21 protein-coding genes are annotated in these 21325 nt (G+C 74.8%); 12 read left to right on the top strand and 9 right to left on the bottom strand.

Annotated elements, in window-relative coordinates:
- Positions 1-135 precede the first annotated feature (135 nt).
- Entirely contained in the window at positions 136-666 is a 531-nt protein-coding gene (locus QWY28_RS18625; RefSeq protein ID WP_300954094.1) for an Rv3235 family protein, read from the bottom strand.
- Entirely contained in the window at positions 663-1343 is a 681-nt protein-coding gene (locus QWY28_RS18620) for a LysM peptidoglycan-binding domain-containing protein (RefSeq protein WP_300954093.1), read from the bottom strand. The genes QWY28_RS18625 and QWY28_RS18620 overlap by 4 nt, the downstream gene beginning before the upstream one ends.
- Before the next feature lie 149 nt (positions 1344-1492).
- Here QWY28_RS18620 and QWY28_RS18615 point away from each other — a divergent pair, with 149 nt between their 5' ends.
- Positions 1493-2656, top strand: coding sequence for a Kelch repeat-containing protein (locus QWY28_RS18615; protein WP_300954092.1), 1164 nt, complete (start codon positions 1493-1495; stop codon positions 2654-2656).
- Between the two features lie 36 nt (positions 2657-2692).
- On the opposite strand, the gene QWY28_RS18610 is transcribed toward QWY28_RS18615, so the two are convergent.
- The gene (locus QWY28_RS18610) at positions 2693-4477 is read right to left on the bottom strand and encodes an N-acetylmuramoyl-L-alanine amidase (protein WP_300954091.1); all 1785 of its coding nucleotides are present in this window, start codon (positions 4475-4477) and stop codon (positions 2693-2695) included.
- Positions 4478-4617: 140 nt separating this feature from the next.
- Here QWY28_RS18610 and QWY28_RS18605 point away from each other — a divergent pair, with 140 nt between their 5' ends.
- Both QWY28_RS18605 and QWY28_RS18600 read left to right on the top strand, forming a co-directional pair.
- Complete coding sequence (locus QWY28_RS18605; protein ID WP_300954090.1) at positions 4618-6078, top strand: cytochrome ubiquinol oxidase subunit I; 1461 nt, start codon at positions 4618-4620, stop codon at positions 6076-6078.
- Positions 6078-7082: a cytochrome d ubiquinol oxidase subunit II gene (locus QWY28_RS18600; protein WP_300954089.1), complete on the top strand. Its 1005-nt coding sequence runs from the start codon at positions 6078-6080 to the stop codon at positions 7080-7082. Before QWY28_RS18605 ends, QWY28_RS18600 begins: the two co-directional genes overlap by 1 nt.
- Positions 7083-7140: 58 nt before the next feature.
- Here the strand turns inward: QWY28_RS18600 and QWY28_RS18595 are convergent, their stop codons facing one another.
- Complete coding sequence (locus tag QWY28_RS18595; protein ID WP_300954088.1) at positions 7141-7422, bottom strand: GlsB/YeaQ/YmgE family stress response membrane protein; 282 nt, start codon at positions 7420-7422, stop codon at positions 7141-7143.
- Positions 7423-7509: 87 nt separating this feature from the next.
- A complete protein-coding gene (locus QWY28_RS18590) occupies positions 7510-7716 on the bottom strand; it encodes a hypothetical protein (RefSeq protein ID WP_300954087.1) in 207 nt (68 codons plus the stop codon).
- 101 nt (positions 7717-7817) lie between these two features.
- Between QWY28_RS18590 and QWY28_RS18585 the strand changes: the two genes are divergently transcribed.
- Positions 7818-8357, top strand: a complete 540-nt coding sequence (locus QWY28_RS18585) for a hypothetical protein (RefSeq protein WP_300954086.1) — start codon at positions 7818-7820, stop codon at positions 8355-8357.
- Between the two features lie 11 nt (positions 8358-8368).
- Here QWY28_RS18585 and QWY28_RS18580 read toward each other — a convergent pair whose 3' ends face one another.
- The 4 genes from QWY28_RS18580 to QWY28_RS18565 are packed head-to-tail and all read right to left on the bottom strand — an operon-like array spanning position 8369 to position 11722.
- Positions 8369-8704, bottom strand: a complete 336-nt coding sequence (locus QWY28_RS18580; RefSeq protein WP_300954085.1) for a sec-independent translocase — start codon at positions 8702-8704, stop codon at positions 8369-8371.
- Between the two features lie 3 nt (positions 8705-8707).
- Positions 8708-9871: an Mrp/NBP35 family ATP-binding protein gene (locus tag QWY28_RS18575; protein ID WP_300954084.1), complete on the bottom strand. Its 1164-nt coding sequence runs from the start codon at positions 9869-9871 to the stop codon at positions 8708-8710.
- An 11-nt stretch (positions 9872-9882) separates the two neighbouring features.
- Positions 9883-10482 (bottom strand): DUF1003 domain-containing protein, encoded by a 600-nt coding sequence (locus QWY28_RS18570; RefSeq protein ID WP_300954083.1) that lies wholly within the window; start codon positions 10480-10482, stop codon positions 9883-9885.
- Positions 10475-11722 carry a magnesium transporter MgtE N-terminal domain-containing protein gene (locus QWY28_RS18565; RefSeq protein ID WP_300954081.1) on the bottom strand — a complete coding sequence of 416 codons (1248 nt, stop codon included), beginning with the start codon at positions 11720-11722 and terminating at the stop codon, positions 10475-10477. The genes QWY28_RS18570 and QWY28_RS18565 overlap by 8 nt, the downstream gene beginning before the upstream one ends.
- A 56-nt stretch (positions 11723-11778) precedes the next feature.
- Here QWY28_RS18565 and QWY28_RS18560 point away from each other — a divergent pair, with 56 nt between their 5' ends.
- The 8 genes from QWY28_RS18560 (at position 11779) to QWY28_RS18525 (ending at position 21294) form a co-directional block, all read left to right on the top strand.
- The gene (locus QWY28_RS18560) at positions 11779-12858 is read left to right on the top strand and encodes a hypothetical protein (protein ID WP_300954079.1); all 1080 of its coding nucleotides are present in this window, start codon (positions 11779-11781) and stop codon (positions 12856-12858) included.
- Complete coding sequence (locus tag QWY28_RS18555; RefSeq protein ID WP_300954078.1) at positions 12855-13265, top strand: hypothetical protein; 411 nt, start codon at positions 12855-12857, stop codon at positions 13263-13265. The genes QWY28_RS18560 and QWY28_RS18555 overlap by 4 nt, the downstream gene beginning before the upstream one ends.
- Before the next feature lie 99 nt (positions 13266-13364).
- On the top strand, positions 13365-14777 hold the full coding sequence (locus tag QWY28_RS18550) for a phospholipase D-like domain-containing protein (RefSeq protein WP_300954077.1): 1413 nt from the start codon (positions 13365-13367) through the stop codon (positions 14775-14777).
- Positions 14778-14926: 149 nt separating this feature from the next.
- Positions 14927-17113 (top strand): RCC1 domain-containing protein, encoded by a 2187-nt coding sequence (locus tag QWY28_RS18545; RefSeq protein ID WP_300954076.1) that lies wholly within the window; start codon positions 14927-14929, stop codon positions 17111-17113.
- Entirely contained in the window at positions 17110-18162 is a 1053-nt protein-coding gene (locus QWY28_RS18540; RefSeq protein WP_300954075.1) for an endonuclease/exonuclease/phosphatase family protein, read from the top strand. Before QWY28_RS18545 ends, QWY28_RS18540 begins: the two co-directional genes overlap by 4 nt.
- Before the next feature lie 11 nt (positions 18163-18173).
- The gene (locus QWY28_RS18535; protein ID WP_300954074.1) at positions 18174-19766 is read left to right on the top strand and encodes a LicD family protein; all 1593 of its coding nucleotides are present in this window, start codon (positions 18174-18176) and stop codon (positions 19764-19766) included.
- Positions 19763-21070 (top strand): DUF6752 domain-containing protein, encoded by a 1308-nt coding sequence (locus tag QWY28_RS18530; protein ID WP_300954073.1) that lies wholly within the window; start codon positions 19763-19765, stop codon positions 21068-21070. The genes QWY28_RS18535 and QWY28_RS18530 overlap by 4 nt, the downstream gene beginning before the upstream one ends.
- On the top strand, positions 21067-21294 hold the full coding sequence (locus QWY28_RS18525; protein WP_300954072.1) for a hypothetical protein: 228 nt from the start codon (positions 21067-21069) through the stop codon (positions 21292-21294). The genes QWY28_RS18530 and QWY28_RS18525 overlap by 4 nt, the downstream gene beginning before the upstream one ends.
- Positions 21295-21325: the final 31 nt, after the last annotated feature.

Raw genomic sequence — 21325 nt, 5'->3', positions numbered from 1 at the left:
GGCGGGTCCCTCCGGCCCGGCGCGGGCCACCGGGTCTCCCCCCGGCCGTCGCGGCCTCGTTCCTCGGCCGCGGGCCGTGCCCGACCTGCCATCGCGACGGACCGAGCTCGTTCCTCGCTCGGTCCTGGTCGGCATTCAGGCGAAGTCGAGGGCGGTGCAGACCCAGCGGGTGGGGCCGTCCTTGGCCACCCGCTCCTCGAACCGGGCGGCGACGGCCCGCGAGCGCGCGCCGTACCGCACGTGGATGCTGGTCTCCACCACGACCGCGGTGACGAAGCAGCTGTGCACGCTGAGCACCTTGGGGCGGACCGGCTGCACGCGGCCGACGCCGGGGCGGTGGCCGCCGGCGCGCGCGACGAGGCAGGCGCGTCGCTCGAGGTCGGCGTAGACCTCGGGCGTCGTCCACCGCAGCAGCTGGGTGACCGGTCGGTCACCGCCGACGATCTCGACCGCCGCCTGGGCGAACCGGCGCGACCACTGCTCGACACCGCGACGCTGCCGCAGGTCCACGGGCACCACGCCGGTGGAGGTGGCGCCGTCCGGGCCGTGGGCGGGCGGAGGGTCGAGCCGCGGGCTCAGGTCGAGGGCGAGGGTGCCCTGGATGCTGGCCGGCAGGGGAGCGGGGAACGCGAGGACGTTCCGGTCGTGGGTCGACGGTGTGGTCATGAGTGGTCTCCTCGGTGCGCGGCGGGCGGCAGGTGCAGCCGCTGGCCGGGGTGGATGAGGTCCGGGTCGTCCCCGATGACGGCCCGGTTGAGCTGGTGGAGGCGGTGCGCGCGACGGGCGACGTCGCGTGGGTCCGCCGCAGGGGAGAGGTCGGCCGCCGCGAGCGCCCACAGGCTGTCCCCGGCGCGGACGAGGTGCGTCCGGGCGGCGGTCACGTCGGCACCGGAGCCGTGCCCCGGGCGCGACGCGTCCGCGACCGCCGCGGCGACCCACGCCGAGGTCGAGGTGGCCCGGTCCGGCATCGGCAGGCCGTCCAGCGGGTGCGGCCGCTCTGCCCCGAGGGCCGGCGCCGGCACGACGAGCGCCGCGCCGCAGGCGGCGAGCACTGCGACGCGGAGAGCACGCGGGACGCCCACCCGGCTGCTCGCCCGGCCGCCGGACGCGCCGCGCAGCGCCTCCGCGACCACGACGGTCGTCACGAGCCACAGCCAGGCGGCGGCGACGAGCACGGCGACCGCGCACGCCCCGACCAGCACCTGGTCGAAGGTGGCGCCCGGTGCCGGCAGCGCCTGGTCCGCGACGGGCCGGACGAGCAGGCCGAGCGCCGCGAGCGCCGTCGTCACCAGGGCCTCGACCAGCAGGCAGCGGCTCCACGAGCGGCGGGTGAGGTCGTCCATGGGAAGGCACCGATCTGCGTCGAGGGGCTGAACCATGCGTTTGCATCTGTTTGCGTCCGTATCACCCATGCAACGTCGGTTCGGATCGTTCGTCAACCGCCCGTCCACAGCGAGCGGAACCCGGGCGGCCGGCCGGGCGTCGTACCGCCGTGCGCCCGGTCCTCCTCGTCCTCGTCCTGCTCGCGACAGCCGCGGTGGGGTGCGGCGAGCAGGAGCGGGCCGAGGAGCCGGGGCGCGCCGCGATCACCGGGGCGTGGGAGCGGGCGGAGGATGCGCCGTTGTCGCCGCGCGAGGGCGCGGTCCTCGCGCACGTCGGCGAGGAGGTGGTCGTCGTCGGCGGGTACGCCGGCGAGCCGTGCCCACCCACCGCCGACTGCGCCTACGAGACCGCGCCGGAGCGCGATGGCGCGGCGTACGACCTCGACTCCGGCGCCTGGCGGCGGATCCAGGACGCGCCCCGGCCGGTCCCGCCGTGGTCCTCGCGGGCGGTGGTGGGCGGAGACCTCCATGTCCTCGTCGACGGTCGCCTGCTGGTCTGGCGCAGCGCCGAGGACACCTGGGAGGAGCTCCGGGTCCCGGGTGAGGCGAGCTGGGGCTCGCTGGTGGCGGACGGCCGGCGGCTGCTCCTGGTGTCGGGGAGCGACGAGCGGGGGCGGGTGCCCGACCGCGTCCTCGACACCAGCACCGGGGTGTGGTCCGAGCTGCCCGAGGACCCGTTCGTGCCGGCCTACGACCGCACGATCGTCCCCACCGACCTCGGCCTGGTGCTCACCGCCAAGGCCATCGGGCCGGACGGTCAGCCGGCGAGCCCGGGGCTCGTGCAGGCGGCCGTCCTCGAACGCAGGGCGACGACCTGGCGGACCCTGCCGCCCTCCGACCAGCTCGGCGGCTGGCGCTGGTCGTGGTCGGGCACCCACCTCGTGGACGCGACGCTGGGCGGCGCCGACGGCGGCGAGGTGAACGGCTTCGGCCGGACCATCCCGTACGGCGGTCGGCTCGACCCCGCGACCGGCCGCTGGTCCCGGCTGCCCGACGCCCCGCCGGAGGACCACGCCGACGAGACCGGCTGGCACGTCGACGCGGTCGGCGGGCGGCTCGTCGCGACGACCGGCTGGGTGTACGACGACGCGCGGGAGACCTGGACCCGGCTGCTCCGGCCCGCCGGAGCGCCGAGCGAGCCCGGACCCGCGGTGTGGGCCGGCGACGTGCTGGTCGTGCACGGCGGCGCCGACTGGGCGGGCGGCGACGCGCCGGGCGACCGGACCGCGGCGGACGTCTGGTCGACCGGGCTGTGGACCTACCGCCAGCCCTGAGCGCGGCCGGCCGAGCCGCCCGGCCGAGCCGCCCGGTCAGTCGAGCGGCTTGACCCGGACCGTGTCGGTCGCCCGGGCGCGCGCCGCGACCGCGGTCGGCTCGAAGACCGCCCGCACGTCGTAGGTGCCCGGCTCGAGCCCCCGCACCAGCCGCTCGGCGCGCCCCTCGCGCAGGCGGAGGGTGAGCGTCTTCCCCGCGACCTTCACGGTGACCGGGCCCTCGGGGTGGCCGGAGGGCAGCGCCGGAGCGGTGGCGACCACGGAGATCAGCGCCCGGCCCTTGCGGCCGGCGGCGCGGACGACGAGGTCGACGTTCGAGCGGCCGCGCGAGGGCCAGGAGACGGTCTGGCTGGCGGGGGCGCTGCCCGGCGCGGCGAGGTCGACCCGGACCGAGATCCGCGACCCCACGTCGCCCCGGCGGACGTTGTAGTCCTCGCCGCGTGCGCCACCGATCGGCTCGCCGTCCCGGAGCCAGGTGTAGGTCGGGGTGGCCTCGGCGGGCGTCCAGGTGCCCGGGCGGACCACGAGCCTCTGCCCGAAGACGACCCGCCCGCTGGCGGTGAACGGCGCGGTGATCGCGACCGCGGTCTCGCGGGTGCGGAAGTTGTCGATGCGGGTCTTGGTCTTCTGGCGGATCGCCGGGAGGGCGGCGTACAGGTGGGAGCCCGGGCAGGAGGTGTCGTTGGTGTCACGGTGCCCGTCGATGACCGGCAGCGTCACCGAGCGCCCGGAGCGGAACTTGTCGCTGCCCTCGCTGACCACGGTGGTGCGGCCCAGCGGGTCGCGGTCGTACTGGTCGAGCTTCCAGGCCGCCACCCGGGCGATCGCCGCGATGACCGCGCTGGGGGGCTTGACCTGGTCGAAGTTGCCGATGACCGAGATGCCCGCGGAGTTGTGGTTGAAGCCGAGGGTGTGGGCGCCGCGGACGTTCTTGGCGGCGCCGCCGGCGCGGCCGGTCCAGATCCGGCCGAAGCGGTCGACGAGGAAGTTGTAACCGATGTCGGACCAGCCCAGGCTCTGCGTGTGGTAAGCGTACATGCCGCGGATCAGCGCCGGCACGTCCTCCGCCGCGTAGCTGTTGCTGTTGACGGTGTGGTGCACGTGCACCTGCTGCACGGTGGTGATGTACGACGGCGGCTTGTCGCGCAGGTCCTCGTTGGCGCCCCACGCCCGCCGGTTGCGGATGTTCGGCCGCGGCACGCGGACCTCGGCGCTCGTCCGCGCGGAGGTGCGGCCCAGCGGCTGCACCTCGGAGTCGTCGGCGTCGTCGAGCGCCGCCTCGTCGCCGGGCAGGGGAGTGGGGTGCAGCAGCACCAGTGCCAGGTCGCTCGGGCGCTCGCCGACGACGCGGACGCGGACCCCGTCGGTCGGGCCGACCCAGACCAGCTCGCTGCCGACGACCGAGCCGATCTCGCCGGTGCCGGGGTCGGGGGACTCGTGGGAGCCGGGCACCCGGCTCCAGGGCTCCCAGGCCGAGCCGCGGCGGACGCTGAGCTCGAGCACCGGCTCGGCCTCGCCGCGGGTCCAGGTGAAGCCGACCATGGAGTACGTCGTCGTCGCGAGCTTGCCGGTGCCGCGCCGCGCGGACGAGCCGCCGAGGCCCCCGCCCGGGGATGCGCCCTCGACGAGGACCCGGTCGTCGAGCGGCAGCGTCAGGGACTCCACGCCCATGTCGCCGCTGCTCAGCTCCAGCCGGGCCCCGCCTGCGGGATCCCCGCCACCCCCGATCAGTCCGGTGCGGGCCGCCGTGCCGATGCCGGCGACGGCTGCGGTTCCTCCGGCGAGAGCCAGGAGGAGCGGGCGGCGTCGGGTCGTCGTCACCGCCACATCATCCGTCACATGCCCCCCAGAGGTCACGTCCGCGGAGTCCTCGGCCTGTCGCCCGATGGTCCTAGGACCCCCTTCGTGAAAACTTTCACAAAGTCTCGGTTTCCGGCACCGACCGGCCTACCGTCGAGGACGTGGTGCCCATCGACGTGCTCCAGTCCCTCCCCGACGCCCTTCCCCCACTGGCCGGGCTGACCGCGCACGCCGCCGACGTGTCCGAGCCCGCCGGCCTGCTGCCGGCCCGCCAGCAGATGGCGCTCTCGCTCGGCTGGCACATCGTGCTGGCCTGCTTCGGCGTGGCTTTCCCCGCGATCATCTTCACGATGCACCTCATCGGCCTGCGCCGGGGGGACGCCGACGCCCTCGTCCTCGCGCAGCGGTGGGCCAAGGTCTCGGCGGTGCTCTTCGCCATCGGTGCCGTCTCGGGCACGGTGCTCAGCTTCGAGATGGGCCTGCTCTGGCCGGGCCTGATGGGCACCTTCGGCGACGTCCTCGGCCTGCCGTTCGCCTTCGAGGGGCTCGCCTTCTTCCTCGAGGCGATCTTCCTCGGCATCTACCTCTACGGCTGGGGCCGGATGCCGGCCACGCAGCACCTGCTGATGGTGGTGCCGATGGCGATCACCGGTGTGGTCGGCACCTACTGCGTGATCGCGGTGAACGCGTGGATGAACGTGCCGACCGGCTTCCGCGTCGTCGACGGCGAGGTGACCGACATCGAGCCGTGGGCGGTGCTGTTCAACCCGGCCGCGTTCTGGCAGTTCCTGCACATGTGGCTGGCGGCGTACATGGTCGCCGGCTTCGCCATCGCCGCGGTGTACGCCGTCGGCATGCTGCGCGGCCGGCGCGACGCGCGGCACCGGCTCGGCTTCACCGTCGCGATGGCCTTCGCCAGCGCCTCCGCGGTGGTCCAGCCGTTCGTCGGCCACCTGCTCGGCGGGCGCCTCGCGGAGTGGCAGCCGGCCAAGCTCGCGGCGTTCGAGCTGGCGACGGAGACCGAGCAGCCCGCGCCGCTGCGCCTGGGTGGGGTGCTCGTCGACGGCGAGATCCGCTACGCGCTCGACATCCCCTACCTCGGCTCGCTCATCGCGCGGAACTCCCTCGACAAGCCCGTCGTGGGCCTCGAGGAGTTCCCGGCCGACGTCCACCCGCCCGTCAACATCACCCACCTGTCCTTCCAGCTGATGGTCGGGATCGGCACGCTGCTCGCGCTCGTCGCGGTCGTCTACTGGTTCGCCCGCTGGCGCGGCCGCGACCTGACCGACCGTCGCTGGTTCCTGCGGTTCATGGCGACCGGCGGCGTGCTCGCCGTCGTCGCGATGGAGGCCGGCTGGATCGCCACCGAGGTCGGCCGGCAGCCGTGGATCGTCCAGGACGTCATGCGCACGCCCGAGGCCGCCGGCGACAACCCGGCGCTGTGGTGGCTGCTGGGGGCGACCTTCGTCGTCTACACCGCGATGACGATCGGCGCGATCGTCGTCCTGCGCTCGATGGCGCGCCGCTGGCGGGCGGGGGAGGCGGACCTGCCGAGCCCCTACGCCCCGGACCCGCCCGGCTCCGAGGGCACCTCCACGACGACGAGCGGGGCGGTGCGCTGATGCTCGAGACCGCGGTCGCCGCCGCCCTGTTCGTCGGCGTGCTGGCGTACGCCGTCTTCGCCGGCGCGGACTTCGGCTCCGGCTTCTTCGACCTCACCGCCGGCGGCAGCCGGAAGGGGGCGGAGCTGCGCACCCTGGTCGACCACAGCATCGGCCCGGTGTGGGAGGCCAACCACGTCTGGCTGATCTACGTGCTGGTGACCTGGTGGACGGCGTTCCCGGCCTCCTTCGCCTCGGCGATGTCGACGCTGATCCTTCCGCTGCTGCTGGCGCTGCTCGGGATCGTGCTCCGCGGCGCCAGCTTCGCCTTCCGCAAGTACGCCGCGTCGCTGGCGCAGGCGCGGCTGTTCGGGGCGGTCTTCGCGACCTCGTCGGTGGTGACCCCGTTCTTCCTGGGGGCCGTGGCCGGGGCGATCGCCTCGGGCCGGGTGCCGGCGGAGGGGCGCGGCGACCTGTGGAGCTCCTGGCTCAACCCGACGTCGGCGTTCGGGGGCGTCATCGCCGTCGGCACCTGCGCCTTCCTGGCGGGCTGCTTCCTGTGCGCCGACGCCGCGCGCGGGGGGCACGAGCGGCTCGCCGAGCAGCTGCGGCGCCGCACGATCGCCGTGGGCCTTGTGACCGGCGGGGTGGTGCTGGCCGCGCTGGTGCCGCTCGAGCTCGACGCGCCGACGCTGGCCGACGGGCTGGAGACCCAGGCGGCACCGCTGGTCGTCGCCTCCGCGCTGGCCGGGGCGGCGACGCTCGTGCTCCTCGCGCGACGGCGCTTCGCGGTCGCCCGGATGACCGCGGTCGTCGCGGTCGCGGCGGTGGTCTCGGGGTGGGGCGTCGGGCAGTACCCCTGGCTGCTCGTCGACGAGGTCACCATCGCCGAGGCCGCCGGGGCGGAGGCCACCCTGCAGGCGCTGCTGGTCGCGGTCGGCATCGCCGCGGCCGTCGTGCTGCCCGCGCTGGCCTACCTCTTCCGCCTCACGCAGACGGAGGCGTGGTCGCGGCCCGAGCACTGACCCCGTGAGGGGCCGTGCCGGGCGCGACCACGCCTCCGCGTGGACGTGCCGCCGTGGGTCAGCGGTGCGCGTGCCGCTGACCGTGGTTGCGGCCGGTGAGCGTCGAGGCGAGCACGACGAGGACCGCGGCGATGGCGATCGAGACGGCCCAGCGGACCCAGTCGACGCCGGGCGAGCCGTTGCCGCCGAAGGCCTGGTAGACGACCAGGCCGAGGAGCACGCCGCCGATGCCGCACAGCAGCGTCAGCCAGATGGGGGTGTTGTCCTTGTCGCCGGGGGCGACGAGCTTGCCGAGCAGGCCGATGATCAGGCCGGCGATGATGATGCCCACGATCTCCATGGGGGTCTCCTTCGAGTGCAGGGAAGTGCCTAGCGGGGGACGGCGCCGCAGCGCCACGGAGACCCCGGTACCCGACATCCCTGCAGGTCAGCCCTCGGCCGGCGGCGGAGTGGGCCCGGTGGCCCGCTCCAGGAGCGCCGAGGCAGCCGGCAGGAGGAGGATCCCGCCGACCACCAGGGGGTAGCTGACGAGCGCCCCGGCGCCGTCCAGGTGGAGCTCGATCCCGAGGCCCACGACCAACGCCGCCATCGCGAGGCACGCGCCCCACAGCACCTGCACCACCGTCGTCGTCATGGGTCCATGGTCACCCGGGGGCGCCCCTGCTGTCCGCGGTTCCCGGCACGCGACCAGCACCGGGCGGCGCAGGGGTGCGCGGGCGGCTAGGGTGCGCCGGCATGGGCTGGGAGCGCGAGCTGTTCGGCGTCCTCGACGACCTCGAGCAGCAGGCCGAGGCGGCGTACGACCTCGAGCGCGCCGCGGACCTCGCCGACCGCAGCCGGGCGGAGTACCAGCAGGTCACCCTCGCCTCCCGGCTCGTCGCCTCCCTCGACCGCGAGCTGGTGCTCGAGGTGCGTGGCGCCGGCACGACGGCCGGCGTCCTGGAGCGGGTCGGCACCGGGTGGTGCCACCTCCGTGGTCCCGGTCAGGACTGGGTCGTGCACCTGCCGGCCGTGACCGCCGTCCACGACGCCGCACCGCGCTCGGTGCCCGAGGTGGCCTGGCCCGCGACGGCCCGGCTGGGTCTCGGCTCCGCCCTCCGGCGGCTCGCCGACGCCGGCGAGCGCTGCGTCGTGCGCACCGTCGAGGGCGCCACCCACGACGGCACCCTCGCACGCGTCGGGGCCGACTTCGTCGAGGTCCGCACCGGTGACGCGGGCCGGGTCGTCCTCGTCGCGTTCACCGGCCTCGCCGCGGTCCAGTCCCGCGACTCCTGAGTGCGGCGGGGTCAGGTGGCGTCGACGTCGTACGGCGGGACCTCGCCGTCGGCGAGCGGGCGCAGGCCGCGGCGCTTGGGGCGGCTGGCCTCCTCCTCGGCGTCGGCCATCGCCTCCATCACGTGCTTGCGCACGATGGCGCGGGGGTCGAGGTCGCGCAGCTCGAGGTCGGCGTACTCCGGCCCCAGCTCGCTGCGCAGCTCGTCCCGGGCGGACGTGGCGAACTGCTTGGCCTTGCGGAGGAACTGACCGGCCTGCTTGGCCAGGTCCGGGAGCCGGTCGGGACCGAAGACGAGCACCGCGACGAACGCGATGACCGCGAACTCCGGCAGGCCGACCCCGAACACGGGTCAGAACCTAGCGGCAGGCGTCAGCCCCAGCTGCATGCCGGCCAGACCGCGGCCCCGGCCGGAGAGGGTGGAGGCGACCTGGTGCAGCTCGCGCGCGGCGGGCGCGGTCGGGTCGGACTCGACGATCGGCTTGCCGATGTCGCCGCCCTCGCGCAGCGACACGTCGAGCGGCACGCGGCCGAGGACCGGCACGTCGTACCCGAACCGCGACGACAGCGTCTGCGCGACACGGTCGCCGCCACCGGAGCCGAACACCTCGAGGCGGTGCTCCTTGCCCTCGGCGGTGCAGTGCGGGCAGGGGAGGTAGCTCATGTTCTCGACGACGCCGACCACGCGCTGGTGCATCATCGAGGCCATCGTGCCGGCCCGCTCGGCGACCTCGGCGGCGGCCTCCTGGGGGGTGGTCACGACGACCACCTCGGCGCCGGGCAGGTGCTGGCCCAGGGAGATCGCCACGTCGCCGGTGCCCGGGGGCAGGTCGAGCAGCAGGACGTCGAGGTCGCCCCAGTAGACGTCGGAGAGCATCTGGACCAGGGCCCGGTCCAGCATCGGGCCGCGCCACGCGACGACCTGGTCGCGTCGCGGCTTGAGCATGCCGATGGAGATGACCGAGACGCCGCTGGCGGTGGGCACCGGCATGATCAGGTCGTCGACCTGGGTGGGGCGGGAGTCCGCGACACCGAGCATCGCGGGCACGGAGTGGCCGTAGATGTCGGCGTCGACGATGCCGACCTTGAGGCCCTGGCCGGCCATCGAGAGGGCGAGGTTGACGGTGACCGAGGACTTGCCGACGCCGCCCTTGCCGCTGGCGATCGCGAAGACCTTGGTGAGGTTGCCGGGCTGGGCGAAGGGGATCTCGCGCTGCGCCTTGCCGTCGCTGAGGACGTCCTTGAGGCCGGCCCGCTGCTCGGGGGTCATCACGCCGAGGGAGAGGTCCACGGAGGTGATGCCCGGGACCTGGCTGACCGCTGCGGTGACGTCGCGGTTGATGGTGTCCTTCAGCGGGCACCCGGCGACGGTCAGCAGCACGTGGACGTGCGCGACGCCCGCGGCGTCGACGTCGACGGAGTCGACCATGCCCAGCTCGGTGATGGGCCGCTTGATCTCGGGGTCGTTGACGTTCCCGAGAGCTGCGGTGACCTTGTCGACAAGCCCGGTGCTCATGATGTCCGAGTCTAGGTCGCGGGGGTGTCCGACCCCGCATCCGTAGCAGGGGTGGGACGAGCCTCACGTGCCTGGCGGCGGTCCGCGTGCTCGTCGGCGCGGTCCAGCGCCCCCGCCTCGGCCCGATCGTCGAGCTCCTGCAGCAGCGCACGGAGCTCGGAGCGCAGGAAGTCGCGGGTGGCCATCTCGCCCACCGACATCCGCAGCGAGGCGACCTCGCGGGCGAGGAACTCCATGTCGGCGTGGGCCCGGGCGTTGGCCTGGCGGTCCTGCTCGGCGATCACCTTGTCGCGCTGCTCCTGCCGGTTCTGCGCCAGCAGGATGAGCGGGGCGGCGTACGACGCCTGCAGGCTGAGCATGAGGGTCAGGAAGATGAAGGCGTACGGGTCGTAGCGCCAGTCCTCCGGCGCGAGGGTGTTCCAGAGCACCCACAGCACGACGAAGCCGGTCATGTAGATCAGGAACCGCGCGGTGCCCATGAACCGCGCGAACTGCTCGGCGAACACCCCGAAGGTGTCGGCGTCGTACGACGGGCGCCGCGTGAACAGCGACCGGCGCCGCAGCTCGCGGGGGGTGTCGAGGCGGCTGGGGGCGGAGCGCTGGTCAGGCATCGCGCACCGCCCGGTCGCGCCAGCCCTCCGGCAGCATGTGGTCGAGCAGGTCGTCGACGGTCACCGCGCCGAGCAGGTGGCCGTTCTCGTCGACGACCGGCGCCGCGACCAGGTTGTACGTCGCCAGGTGGGCCGCCACCTGGTCGATCGTGGCCTCGGGCTTGAGGTTCTCCATCGAGTCGTCCAGCGCACCGGCGACGAGGGTCGAGGGGGGCTCGCGCAGCAGCCGCTGGATGTGGGCGACGCCGAGGAACCGGCCGGTGGGGGTCTCCAGCGGCTGGCGGCAGACGTAGACCAGCGCGGCCAGCGCCGGGGTCAGCTCGGGGTTGCGCACGTGGGCGAGCGCGTCGGCGATGGTCGCGTCGGGGCCGAGGATGACCGGCTCGGGCGTCATCATCGCGCCGGCGGTGTTCTCGACGTACGACATCAGGCGCCGCACGTCCTCGGCCTCGGCCGGCTCCATCAGGTCCAGCAGCACCTCGGCGGTCTCGGGGGAGAGGTCGGCGATGAGGTCGGCGGCGTCGTCGGCCGACATCTCCTCCAGCACGTCCGCGGCGCGCTCGGTGTCGAGGTGGCTGAGGATCTCGACCTGGTCCTCCTCGGGCAGCTCCTCGAGGACGTCGGCGAGCCGCTCGTCGTCGAGCGCCGCGACGACCGCCGTGCGCCGCTCCCGGGGGAGGTCGTGGATCATGCTGGCCGCGTCGGCCGGGCGCATCTCGTTGAGCGCGTGGACCAGGTGGGTGGCCCCCTGGGTCTCCTCGCGCCGGCTCAGCCCGACGACGTCGCGCCACTCCACGACGTGGGTCTGGCCGCGCCTCCGCAGCCCCTTGGCGGGCTCCTGGACAGCCACCCGGCTCAGCACCCAGTCGCGGTTGCGGGCCTGCTCCATCGCGACGTCGTAGACGGTGCCGCGCACGTCGGTGGAGGGGATCGTGACCTCGCGGTCGAGCATCTCGCCGATCACGAGGGTCTCGGTCGAGCGCTGCTCGAAGCGGCGCATGTTCAGCAGGCCGGTCGTGTAGACCGAGCCGGCGTCGATGTGGGTCACCCGGGTCATCGGCACGAAGATCCGCCGGCGGCCGAAGACCTCGGCCACCATGCCGAGCACCCGCGGCTGGCTGACCTCGGACCGGACGGCCGCGACGAGGTCGCGCACCTTCGCCACCTGGTCGCCCTGCGGGTCGAAGATCGGCAGGCCGACCAGTCGGGCCGCGTACACGCGCGCAGGGGTGGTGCTCACGCAGTGAGGCTAGCGGCCGCGGGTGGCCGCGGCGGTGCGGTGGGAGGATGTGGAACGTGCGCGTCGTCCTGCACGTCGGCCTGCCCAAGACGGGCACGACGTACCTCCAGTCGCTGTTGGCCTCCCAGCGCGACGCGCTGCGGGCCGGCGGGGTCCTGCACCCCTTCGTGCGTCCCGGCGCGATGTTCCGCTCCGCGGTGGAGCTGCGCGGCTCGCACGCGAAGTTCGGCCTCCCCGAGGGCGACGTCGCGGGCACCTGGGCGGCGGTGTGCGAGCGGGCGCGCGAGCACGACGGGCCGGTCCTGCTCGGGCACGAGGTGCTCGCCGGGGCGACGCCGGCGCAGGTCGCGGCGACGCTCGCCCCGTTCGCCGGGGTCGAGGTCGACGTGGTGGTCACCGCCCGCGACCTCGGCCGGCAGGCGACCGCCCACTGGCAGGAGGAGGTCAAGCTCGGCGACACGCGGACCTTCGCGGCGTTCGAGGCCGAGGAGCTTCGCGCCGACACCGGCCGCGACGCCGGTCCCGACGCCGGCGGCCGCCGGCCCCACTTCTGGCACGCCCAGGACTGGGGCTGGGCGCTGGAGCGCTGGTCGAGCGCGGTCCCCGCGTCCCGCGTGCACCTCGTCGTCTGCCCGGAGCCCGGTGCGGAGCCCGCCGAGCTGTGGCGGCGCTTCGCCGCCGCCGCGCGGATCGACCCCGACCTCGTCGACGCCGACGCCGTGCCGCCCGCGAACCCCTCGCTCGGTCGCTCCGAGGTCGCCCTGCTCCGGGCGGTCAACGCCGAGCTCGCCGGCCGCCTGGACCGCGACACGTACCTGCGCCTGGTGAAGAAGGAGTACGCCGAGGGCGTGCTCGCCGCGGCCGGCGCCGCGGACCGGCCGCGGACGCCGTACCGCCTGCACGACCTGCTCGCCGCGACGACGGACCGCTGGTCGGCGGAGCTCGCGGCGACCGACCACCCGGTCCACGGCGACCCGGTCGGGCTCCGCCCGGTCGTGGGCGGCCCGGACGACCCCGACCCGGACGCGCCGGTGCCTCCGGGCGCCGACCCGGCCGCGGTCGCCCGCGACCTGCTGGACCGCGCCGGTCGTGGCCCCCGCCGTCGGGGCCTGCTGCGGCGTAGGGTGCGGGGATGACCCGCCTGAGGACCGCCCTGCTCGCGCCGCTGGTGCTGACCGGCGCCCTCCTCGCCGGGTGCGGCGACGACGGCGGCACGACGGCCACCGACCCGGCCGCGGGCAGCGAGGCGCCCGCCCCGACCTCCTCGGACTCCTCGGCCACCCCGTCGGCGTCGCCGGCGCCCGAGGGCCCGGACTGTGCCTCGGTGTGGGTGACCGGCGAGACCATGCCCGGCGGCTACCGCGGCTGCGTCGAGGACGGGCGGCTGGTGAAGCCCGACGGGCGCTACTGCGAGTTCGGCAAGCCGCTGATCACCTTCGACGACCGCTGGTGGTCGGTGCCGGGCGGGCGGATCGGCGAGGCGGAGGGGCCGCTGCGGCGCGACCGCGCCTACCGGGACGCCCTGCGCTCCTGCGGCGGCTGATCCGGCGGGATGGGGGATCGGCGGGTAGCCTGCCCGCGCGGGGCGGTCGACGTCACCACCCGTAGCCCGTCGCCACCGATCCCCGGAGTGTGAACCCGCGTGCGTCGTCTCTCCGCCGCGACCGTGCTCGCGACCAGCCTGGTGCTGCTCGCGGGTCTGCTCGGCGCCCTGTCCCCGACCGCCACCGCGGCCGACACCCCCACCAGCGCCACCTCCAGCGCCACCTCCAGCGCCACCTCCAGCGCCGCCCCCGCCGCCGCCCGCGTGCTCGGGAAGCCGAAGCCGGCGCCGCTGAGCTACACGCCGACCACCGGCGTCCGGGTCAACAACCCGCTCGGTGACCGCGCCGCCCGTCGCCGGATCATCGGCCACCTGATCCGCACCATCCAGAGCGTCCCGGGCCGGGAGAAGATCCGGATCGCGAGCTGGAACGTCCGCAGCGACGACATCGTCGACGCGCTCATCGCGGCCCACCGTCGAGGCGTCTCGGTCCGCGTGGTGATGGACCGGCTCAACGCCAACAAGGACAACGTCAACGACGGCGTGAACCGGATGCAGGCGGCGTTCAAGACCAGGGAGTACAACCGCTCCGCGGACATGAAGAGCGACGTGCGCAAGTGCGTGAGCTCGTGCCGCAACCGCGGCGGCATCGCCCACACCAAGTTCTTCCTGTTCAGCAAGGCCGGCAAGGCCCGGGACGTCGTGATCTACGGCTCCAACAACGCCACCGACCTCGCCGCCCACGGGCAGTGGAACGACGTCTACACGATCACCGGCAAGACGAACATCTACGGCGAGTTCGAGCACGTCTTCGACCAGATGCGCCGCGACCGGCCGGTGAACCAGGCCTACGAGTCCCACGAGCACGGCAAGTACACGTCGTACTTCTACCCCTACCGCGGCAAGGGCACCGAGGCCGACCCGCTGCTGCGCGACCTCAACGACATCGTGTGCGCGGGCGCGACCGGCGGGACCGGCACGAACGGCATGACGAAGATCCGCATCGCCCAGACCTCGATGCACGGCGAGCGCGGCAAGGCCATCGCCGAGCGCCTGCGGACGATGTGGCAGCGCGGCTGCGACATCAAGATCGTGTACGCCGTCTTCGGCAACAACGTGCTGCAGATCCTGCGCAACACCAGCCGCGGCCCCGTCCCGATGCGCCACATCGCCCAGGACTTCAACCTCGACGGCGTCTACGACCGGTACCTGCACATGAAGTACATGGCCGTCAGCGGTCGCTACAAGGGCGCGACCGACGTCGAGGTCACCTGGAACGGCTCGGCCAACTGGACGAGCGTCGCGCTGGCCAGCGACGAGATCGTGATGCGCATCTTCGACGCCGGGGTGCGCCGTACCTACGCCGACTGGGTCGACCACCTCTACGCCAACCCGCCGCGCTACAGCAGCAACCCGCGCGTCCAGGAGCGGATGTCGGCCCAGGCCGGCCTCGCCCGCCGCTCGCTCGTCGCCCGCGGCGGCAACCCGTACGCCGGCATCCAGGTCAACTGACGCCCGAGTCGGGACCGGTGACGATCGAGTCGTCAGGTCGGGCCGGCACAGGTCCCGATCCCGCGGTCGCAGGTCCCGACTCGGCGTTGGTGGGGAGCCGCCCAGCGCGGCAGCGCCGGACGGACCGGCGGGGCACCTAACGTGTGCCCGTGCGACGCCGGGGCGGGCAGGCCCTCCTGCTGATCGCCGCCACCCTCGTGTCGGTGGCGGTGGTCGCGGCGTTCCTGCACACCGGCTCGCAGCCCGGTCCGGGCGAGGCGCCGGACCGCGCGGCGCTCGGCGCGGGCACGGCAGCGACGGTCGACGAGTGCGCCGACCTGCTGCTCCTCGGCGTCGACGGCGCCGGCGAGGCCCCGAGCGGCGGGACGACGTACGGCCGGACCGTCGGCGTCCTCGCCCGCGCGCTCACCCGGCAGGCGCTGAGCGCCGACCGGACCGTCGAGCAGGTGCGCGTGCCGATGGCCTCGCGTCCGACGACCGCCCTGCTGGGACGCCGGACGGACACCCGCACGGCGTTCCGGGACGTCACCGTCGCCCGCGCGCGGACCTGGATGCGCCCGGTGCCCGCGGCCACGCAGCGGCTGCTGGCGCTGGTCGACCGGCACGCGTTCGCCTGTCCCGACCAGCAGCTGGTCCTCGTCGGGCACGCCCAGGGCGCGGCCGTCGTCCACCGGGCCCTCACGGCGCTGGCCGGCCGGCCCGAGGGGCTGCTCGACGTCGTCGGCGCCGCGCTCGTGGCCGACCCCGACCGCCACGTGCGGACCCGCGCGATCCGCGTCGGCGCCCCCGCGGCCGCGGCAGCCCGCAGCGGCATCGCGGCCCGCCGGCTCGGCACGGTCGCCGACGTCCCCGCCCGCACCCCGACGTACGCCGCCTGGAGCGTGTGCACGGCCGGCGACCTGGTCTGCGACCCGCAGGACATCCGCGCGACCAAGGCGCTGCAGAAGAACCGCTCCTACGCCTACGGCCCCGGCGCCGCCGCCCTCCGGGAGGTGGCCGGCGGGCTCCTCGCGAGGGCGCGGCTGCGGCCGGTGCCGCGCCCCGAGGTGCAGGTGGCCACCGCGCCGATCGGGCGACCGTTCTCGCTCCAGCTGGCCGCCTCGACCTCGGCCGCGGGCGGCGTCGTCTGGGAGGACGCGCGCAACCTGCCGCCCGGCCTGACCCTCGACGCCGCGGGCCTGCTCTCCGGCACGCCGACCGGGCCCGGCACCTGGAACGTCTCGTACGTCGTCCGCGGCACGCGTCCCGCGACGGCCGGCGCGACGGGGGTCGTGGTGGTGACCGTGCCGGCCGGCCCGGCCGCGGTGAGCGCGGGTGGCCAGACCTCCTGCGAGGTCCGCGAGAGCGGCAGCGCGTGGTGCTGGGGGCGCAACAACTTCGGCCAGGTCGGCGACGGCTCCACCACCACGCGGACGCTGCCGGTCGAGGTGGTCGGCGGGGAGACGTGGACGTCGATCAGCACGAGCGGCGCGACGACGTGCGGCGTCCGCGCCGACGGCACGCTGTGGTGCTGGGGCCTGGACAACCACGGCCAGCTCGGGATCGGGCGGGGACCGGCGCGGCCCACCCCGGTGCAGGTCGGCACCAGCTCCAGCTGGACCTCGGTGAGCGCCGGCTGGTTCCACACCTGCGGCACGCGCGCCAACGGCAGCCTCTGGTGCTGGGGGTCCAACCTGCGCGGGCAGCTGGGAGACGGCACCTTCACGATGCGCGGGCGGCCCACGCGGGTCGGCACCGCGAGCGACTGGTCGAGCGTCGCCACCGGCGGCTGGTTCACCTGCGCGACCCGCACGGGCGGCACGGCGTGGTGCTGGGGCCAGAACACCTTCGGCCAGCTCGGCGCCCCGGTCGGCGAGCCGCAGCCGGTGCCGACCCAGCTCGCGACAGGGACGTCGTGGACGGGGCTCGACGCGGGCTGGGCCCACGCCTGCGGCACGACGGTCGAGGGCGCCGCGCTGTGCTGGGGGCTCAACGACCGCGGCCAGCTGGGCGACGGCACCCGCATCCTGCGGCCCGCGCCGGAACCCGTCGCGGGGGACCGCATCTGGACTAGCATCACCACCGGCGACGCCACCACGTGCGGCGTCGACAACACCGGCAGCGCCTGGTGCTGGGGGAGCGGCCGCTACGGCCAGGTGGGCGACGGCTCCCGGAGCACCCGGACGGTGCCGACCCTCGTCGTCGGCGAGCAGCGCTGGCTCTCCCTCGACGCGGGCTGGTTCCACGCGTGCGGCGGCGTCGACACCGGTGGCACCGCATGCTGGGGCAACAACGAGCTGGGCCAGGTCGGCGACGGCTCCACGACCGACCAACCGCTGCCGGAGGGAGTCTCGTGAGCGGACCTCTCGAGCAGGAGCGCGGCAGCGAGCGGCGCGCCGCGCTGGCCACCGTCGGAGCGGTCGCGGCGATCGTGCTCGTCGTGGTGGCCGCCAACCTGGTCCCGCGCGGCGGGGACGGCCCCGCGCCCGCGGCCCCCGCGCCCTCGGCCTCGCCGAGCCGCACCACCGCGGCCGAGCTGGCGGACATGAGCCCCCAGGAGATCGCCGACGCGGCCCTCATCGACCGCGGCGAGATCGCCCCGCAGGCGGTGCCGACGGGCGCCGGCAAGCTGCGGAACAAGGTGCAGGACCTCGTGGCCGAGCAGCCCTACTCGTTCACGCTCACCACCTTCAACATCCTCGGCAGCCAGCACACCGCGCCGGGCGGGGCCGCCGCGGAGTACGCACCCGGACGCGTCCGCACCGAGTGGGCGGCCGGCCTGGTCGCGTCGTACGGCTCGAGCATCGTCGGGCTCCAGGAGCTCCAGGCCGACCAGCTCACCGCGCTGACCCGCGCGACGGGCGGGCGGTTCGCCTTCTGGCCCGGCACGGCGCTCGGCGGCAAGGGCGTGCCGCAGTCGCTGATGTGGGACACGGCGGTGTGGACGGCGACGTACCAGGACTCCATCACGGTGCCGTTCATGGGCGGCACCCGTCCCCAGCCGGTCGTGCGGCTGCAGCACCTGGAGTCCCAGCGCGAGGTCTACGTGCTCAACATCCACAACTCGCCGAAGGACCGGCAGGGACGCGAGGACGAGCGGGACAAGGCCGAGGAGATCGAGGTCGCGGCGGTCAACACGCTGAAGAAGGACGGCATCCCGGTCTTCATCATCGGCGACTTCAACGAGCACGAGGACGCGTTCTGCCGCTTCACCGGGCAGGCCGGGCTGGTCGCCGCGAACGGCGGGTCCAACGCCGGCGCGTGCCGCCCGCCGCGCCCGATGCGCGTCGACTGGATCTTCGGCACGCCCGACGTCGGCTTCTCCGGGTTCCGCATGGACACCGGCCCCGCGGTGCGGCGGATCACCGACCACGCGGTCATCACCACCCAGGTCACCGTGCCGTAGCCTCACCCCTCGTGGTGGACGACGCGGGGACGGGCGGGCGCCCGCGCGTCGACGACGCGGGGCTGCACCTTCCCGACGGGTTCGAGGGCTCCGGCGACGTGCTCTTCGACGGCCACCACGCCTGGTCGTTCACCGCCGAGCCCGGCTCGCCGTTCGTGCCGTGGCCCAAGCGGATGACCCGCTGGCTCGACGGCGTCTCGCAGGTGCGGGTGGTCTCCGGCGGTGTCGAGGTGTACGCCGGCGAGGTCGCCTTCGGCAGTGGCGAGGGCCGGGTCCGCTTCGTCGACAAGGACGGCATCCCCGTCATGATCGACAAGTGGGGCCTGCTGCAACGCCCCTTCTCCGGCCGCGACGGCCGGGTCGTCGAGCAGATGGTCGAGATGACCGAGCGGATCCTCGACGTCATGGAGGCCGAGTGCGGCGTCCAGGGCTGGATCGCCTTCGGGACGCTGCTCGGGGCCGCCCGCGAGGGCGCGGTCATCGGCCACGACTCCGACGTCGACCTCGCCTACCTCTCCGAGAAGGCCACCCCCGCGGAGATGGCCGTCGAGCTGTGGGACATCGCCCGCGCGCTGCGCCGCCACGGCATGCGCGTGCTCAACAAGTCCGCCGCGTTCATCACCGTCGTCTTCACCTCGCCCGACGGCGGCATGTCGAGCATCGACCTCTACACCTGCTTCTACGTCGGCGACCTGCTCCACGAGACCGCGACCGTGCGCCAGGAGGTCCCGCGCAGCGCGATCCTGCCGCTGGGCGAGCTGTCCTTCGAGGGCCGGATGCTTCCCGCCCCGGCCGACCCCGACACCATGCTGACGGTGTCGTACGGCGCCGGGTGGCGCGTCCCCGACCCGTCGTTCCGCCACGAGCCGGGCCCCGAGGTCACCGACCGCTTCGACGGCTGGTTCTCCTCCCTCATGCGCCAGCGCCGCGACTGGGAGCGCTACCTCGCCGACCTCGCCCAGGAGGACGACCAGGGTCCCTCCGAGGCCGCGGGCTGGGTGGCGGACCGGCTGGCCGCGACGGTGCCCGACGGCGGCGACCTCGCCGACGTCCGGGTCGTCGAGCTCGGCGCCGGCAACGGCCAGGACGCGCTGCACCTCGCGGGGCGCGGCATCCGCGTGCTCGCCCTCGACTACGCCCGGCAGAGCCTGCGCGCGCCGGCCCGTCGCGCCCGGCGCGACGACCTGCCCGCCGACTTCGACCACCTGAACCTCTACGACCTGCGCGACGTGCTCACCCGCGGCGCGCTCGTCGCGCGCGACCGGGCCCGGCAGGTGCTCTACGCCCGGGACCTCCTCGAGACGCTCGAGCCCGACGGTCTCGACAACTTCTGGCGCTTCGCCTCGATGACCCTGCGCGCCGGCGGCTCGGCCTACCTCGAGGGGCAGGCGCTCTCGCGGGCGGATGCGGCCGAGCAGCGCGCCGAGCGCGGCGGCGGTCGCCTGCACCCGGTCGACCCGCGCGTGCTAGAGGGACGGGCGGTGCGGGCCGGTGGTCGGGTCGTGCATAGGGAGGGGTTCCTGGACGCCGCGGCCGCGGTGTCCGGGGGCGCGCCGGCCCGCTGGAGGATGATCGTCGAGTGGCCCACGAGGGAGGACCAGTGACCGAGCGCGTCTACCTGCACGTCGGAGCGCCGAAGTCGGGCACGACGTACCTGCAGCGGATCCTGGAGGCCAACCGCGGCCCGCTGGCCGACGCCGGCGTGCTGGTCGTGGGGGAGACCCACGTCGACCGCATCCATGCCGCGATGGTCGTGCGCGAGGACCCCCGGCTGGACTCGCTGCCGGCCCGTGCGTCGACCGCCTGGGACCGGCTGGTCGCCCAGGTTCGCGGCTGGCGCGGCCCGGTCGCGATCTTGTCCTACGAGCTGTTCGCGGGGGCCTCGGCCGACCAGGTCGCGCGGGTCCTGCGCGACCTCGACGGCATCGAGGTGCACGTCGTCATCACCGCCCGCGACCTCGGCCGCGCGGTGCCCTCGGCGTGGCAGGAGCGACTGAAGTTCGCGCTCACCACGCCGCTGGAGAAGTGGCGGCCACGGCCCGAGTCGGCCGGAGTCCGCGCTGAGTGGGGCTGGCGGACGATGGACCCCGCCGGCGTCGCCGCCCGCTGGGGTGCGGAGCTGCCGCCGGAGCGGGTCCACGTCGTCACGGTCCCGGTCACCCCCGGCGACGAGCACGAGCTGTGGCGCCGCTTCGCCGCGGCCTGCTCGATCGACCCGCCGGGCCTCCGCCTCGACGTCGAGCGCGCCAACGAGTCCATGGGCCTGGTCGCGGCCGAGCTGCTGCGCCGGGTCAACGAGAAGGTCCGCGAGCCCATCACCGGCAACCGCGAGCAGGCGCTCTGGCTGCGCGACACCCTCGCCCACGGCATCCTCGCCACGCTCGGCCGCGAGCCGATCGGCCTGACCGACAAGCAGTACGCCGACGCCACCGGCCGCGCCGACGCCGCGATCGCCGCGATCGCCGAGGCGGGCTACGACGTCCGCGGGGACCTCGCGGACCTGCGCGCCACCCGGCCGGAGGCGCGGACCCCCGGCGAGGCCACCGAGTCCGAGCTGCTCGAGGTGGCGGTCGAGACGATCGTCCGGCTGCTGGTGCTCGTCCGCGAGCGCACCCGCGAGCGCGACGCGGCCCGCACGACGTTGGCCCGCAACCCCGACGAGCCGAAGGTCGTCGCGCTCGGCAAGGGCGTCGTCCGCCGGATCACGGCACCGCGGGTCGAGAGCCGCGCCGAGGACCTCCGCGCCCGCGTGGCCGAGCTGGAGGCCGAGGTGGCCCGCAGCCGCGAGCTGCAGCTGCGCGTGGCCGAGCTGTCCGACGTCGTCACCGAGCTGCTCCTGCCGCCGCGCTCCACCGACGGACGGGTCACCGCCAAGGCCCTCAACACCTACCGCGGGCAGTCCCTGTGAGGCGGCTGCCCCGCTCCTCCGGCGTGCTGCGCCGCGTCGCCGCGGGCACCGGTGTCGAGGAGGTGCTCGCGCTGGAGCGGCAGGTCGAGGAGCTGGCTGATGCGGTCGCCGAGAACGCCGCGCTCGAGGTGCCGCTGACCGCGATCGTCGCCGAGCTCGAGCAGTCCCTGGTCGGCCCGCTGGAGCACCGGCTGCGCCAGGTCGCGGAGCACCGCGAGGGGTGAGCGGGCGGGGTGGGCCGACGGTGTGAGCCGG

This window comes from Nocardioides oceani (assembly GCF_030412965.1).
Classification (GTDB): Bacteria; Actinomycetota; Actinomycetes; order Propionibacteriales; family Nocardioidaceae; genus Nocardioides; species Nocardioides oceani.
The sequence above is the reverse complement of the archived record's forward strand: the minus strand, read 5'-3'. Positions and strand labels throughout refer to the sequence as shown.

Coding starts and splice junctions, on each gene's coding strand:
- QWY28_RS18590 (WP_300954087.1), bottom strand. CDS start 7,716: ATGACGACGACGGTGGTGCAGGTGCTGTGGGGCGCGTGCCTCGCGATG.
- QWY28_RS18600 (WP_300954089.1), top strand. CDS start 6,078: ATGCTCGAGACCGCGGTCGCCGCCGCCCTGTTCGTCGGCGTGCTGGCG.
- QWY28_RS18585 (WP_300954086.1), top strand. CDS start 7,818: ATGGGCTGGGAGCGCGAGCTGTTCGGCGTCCTCGACGACCTCGAGCAG.
- QWY28_RS18575 (WP_300954084.1), bottom strand. CDS start 9,871: ATGAGCACCGGGCTTGTCGACAAGGTCACCGCAGCTCTCGGGAACGTC.
- QWY28_RS18555 (WP_300954078.1), top strand. CDS start 12,855: ATGACCCGCCTGAGGACCGCCCTGCTCGCGCCGCTGGTGCTGACCGGC.
- QWY28_RS18595 (WP_300954088.1), bottom strand. CDS start 7,422: ATGGAGATCGTGGGCATCATCATCGCCGGCCTGATCATCGGCCTGCTC.
- QWY28_RS18620 (WP_300954093.1), bottom strand. CDS start 1,343: ATGGACGACCTCACCCGCCGCTCGTGGAGCCGCTGCCTGCTGGTCGAG.
- QWY28_RS18625 (WP_300954094.1), bottom strand. CDS start 666: ATGACCACACCGTCGACCCACGACCGGAACGTCCTCGCGTTCCCCGCT.
- QWY28_RS18570 (WP_300954083.1), bottom strand. CDS start 10,482: ATGCCTGACCAGCGCTCCGCCCCCAGCCGCCTCGACACCCCCCGCGAG.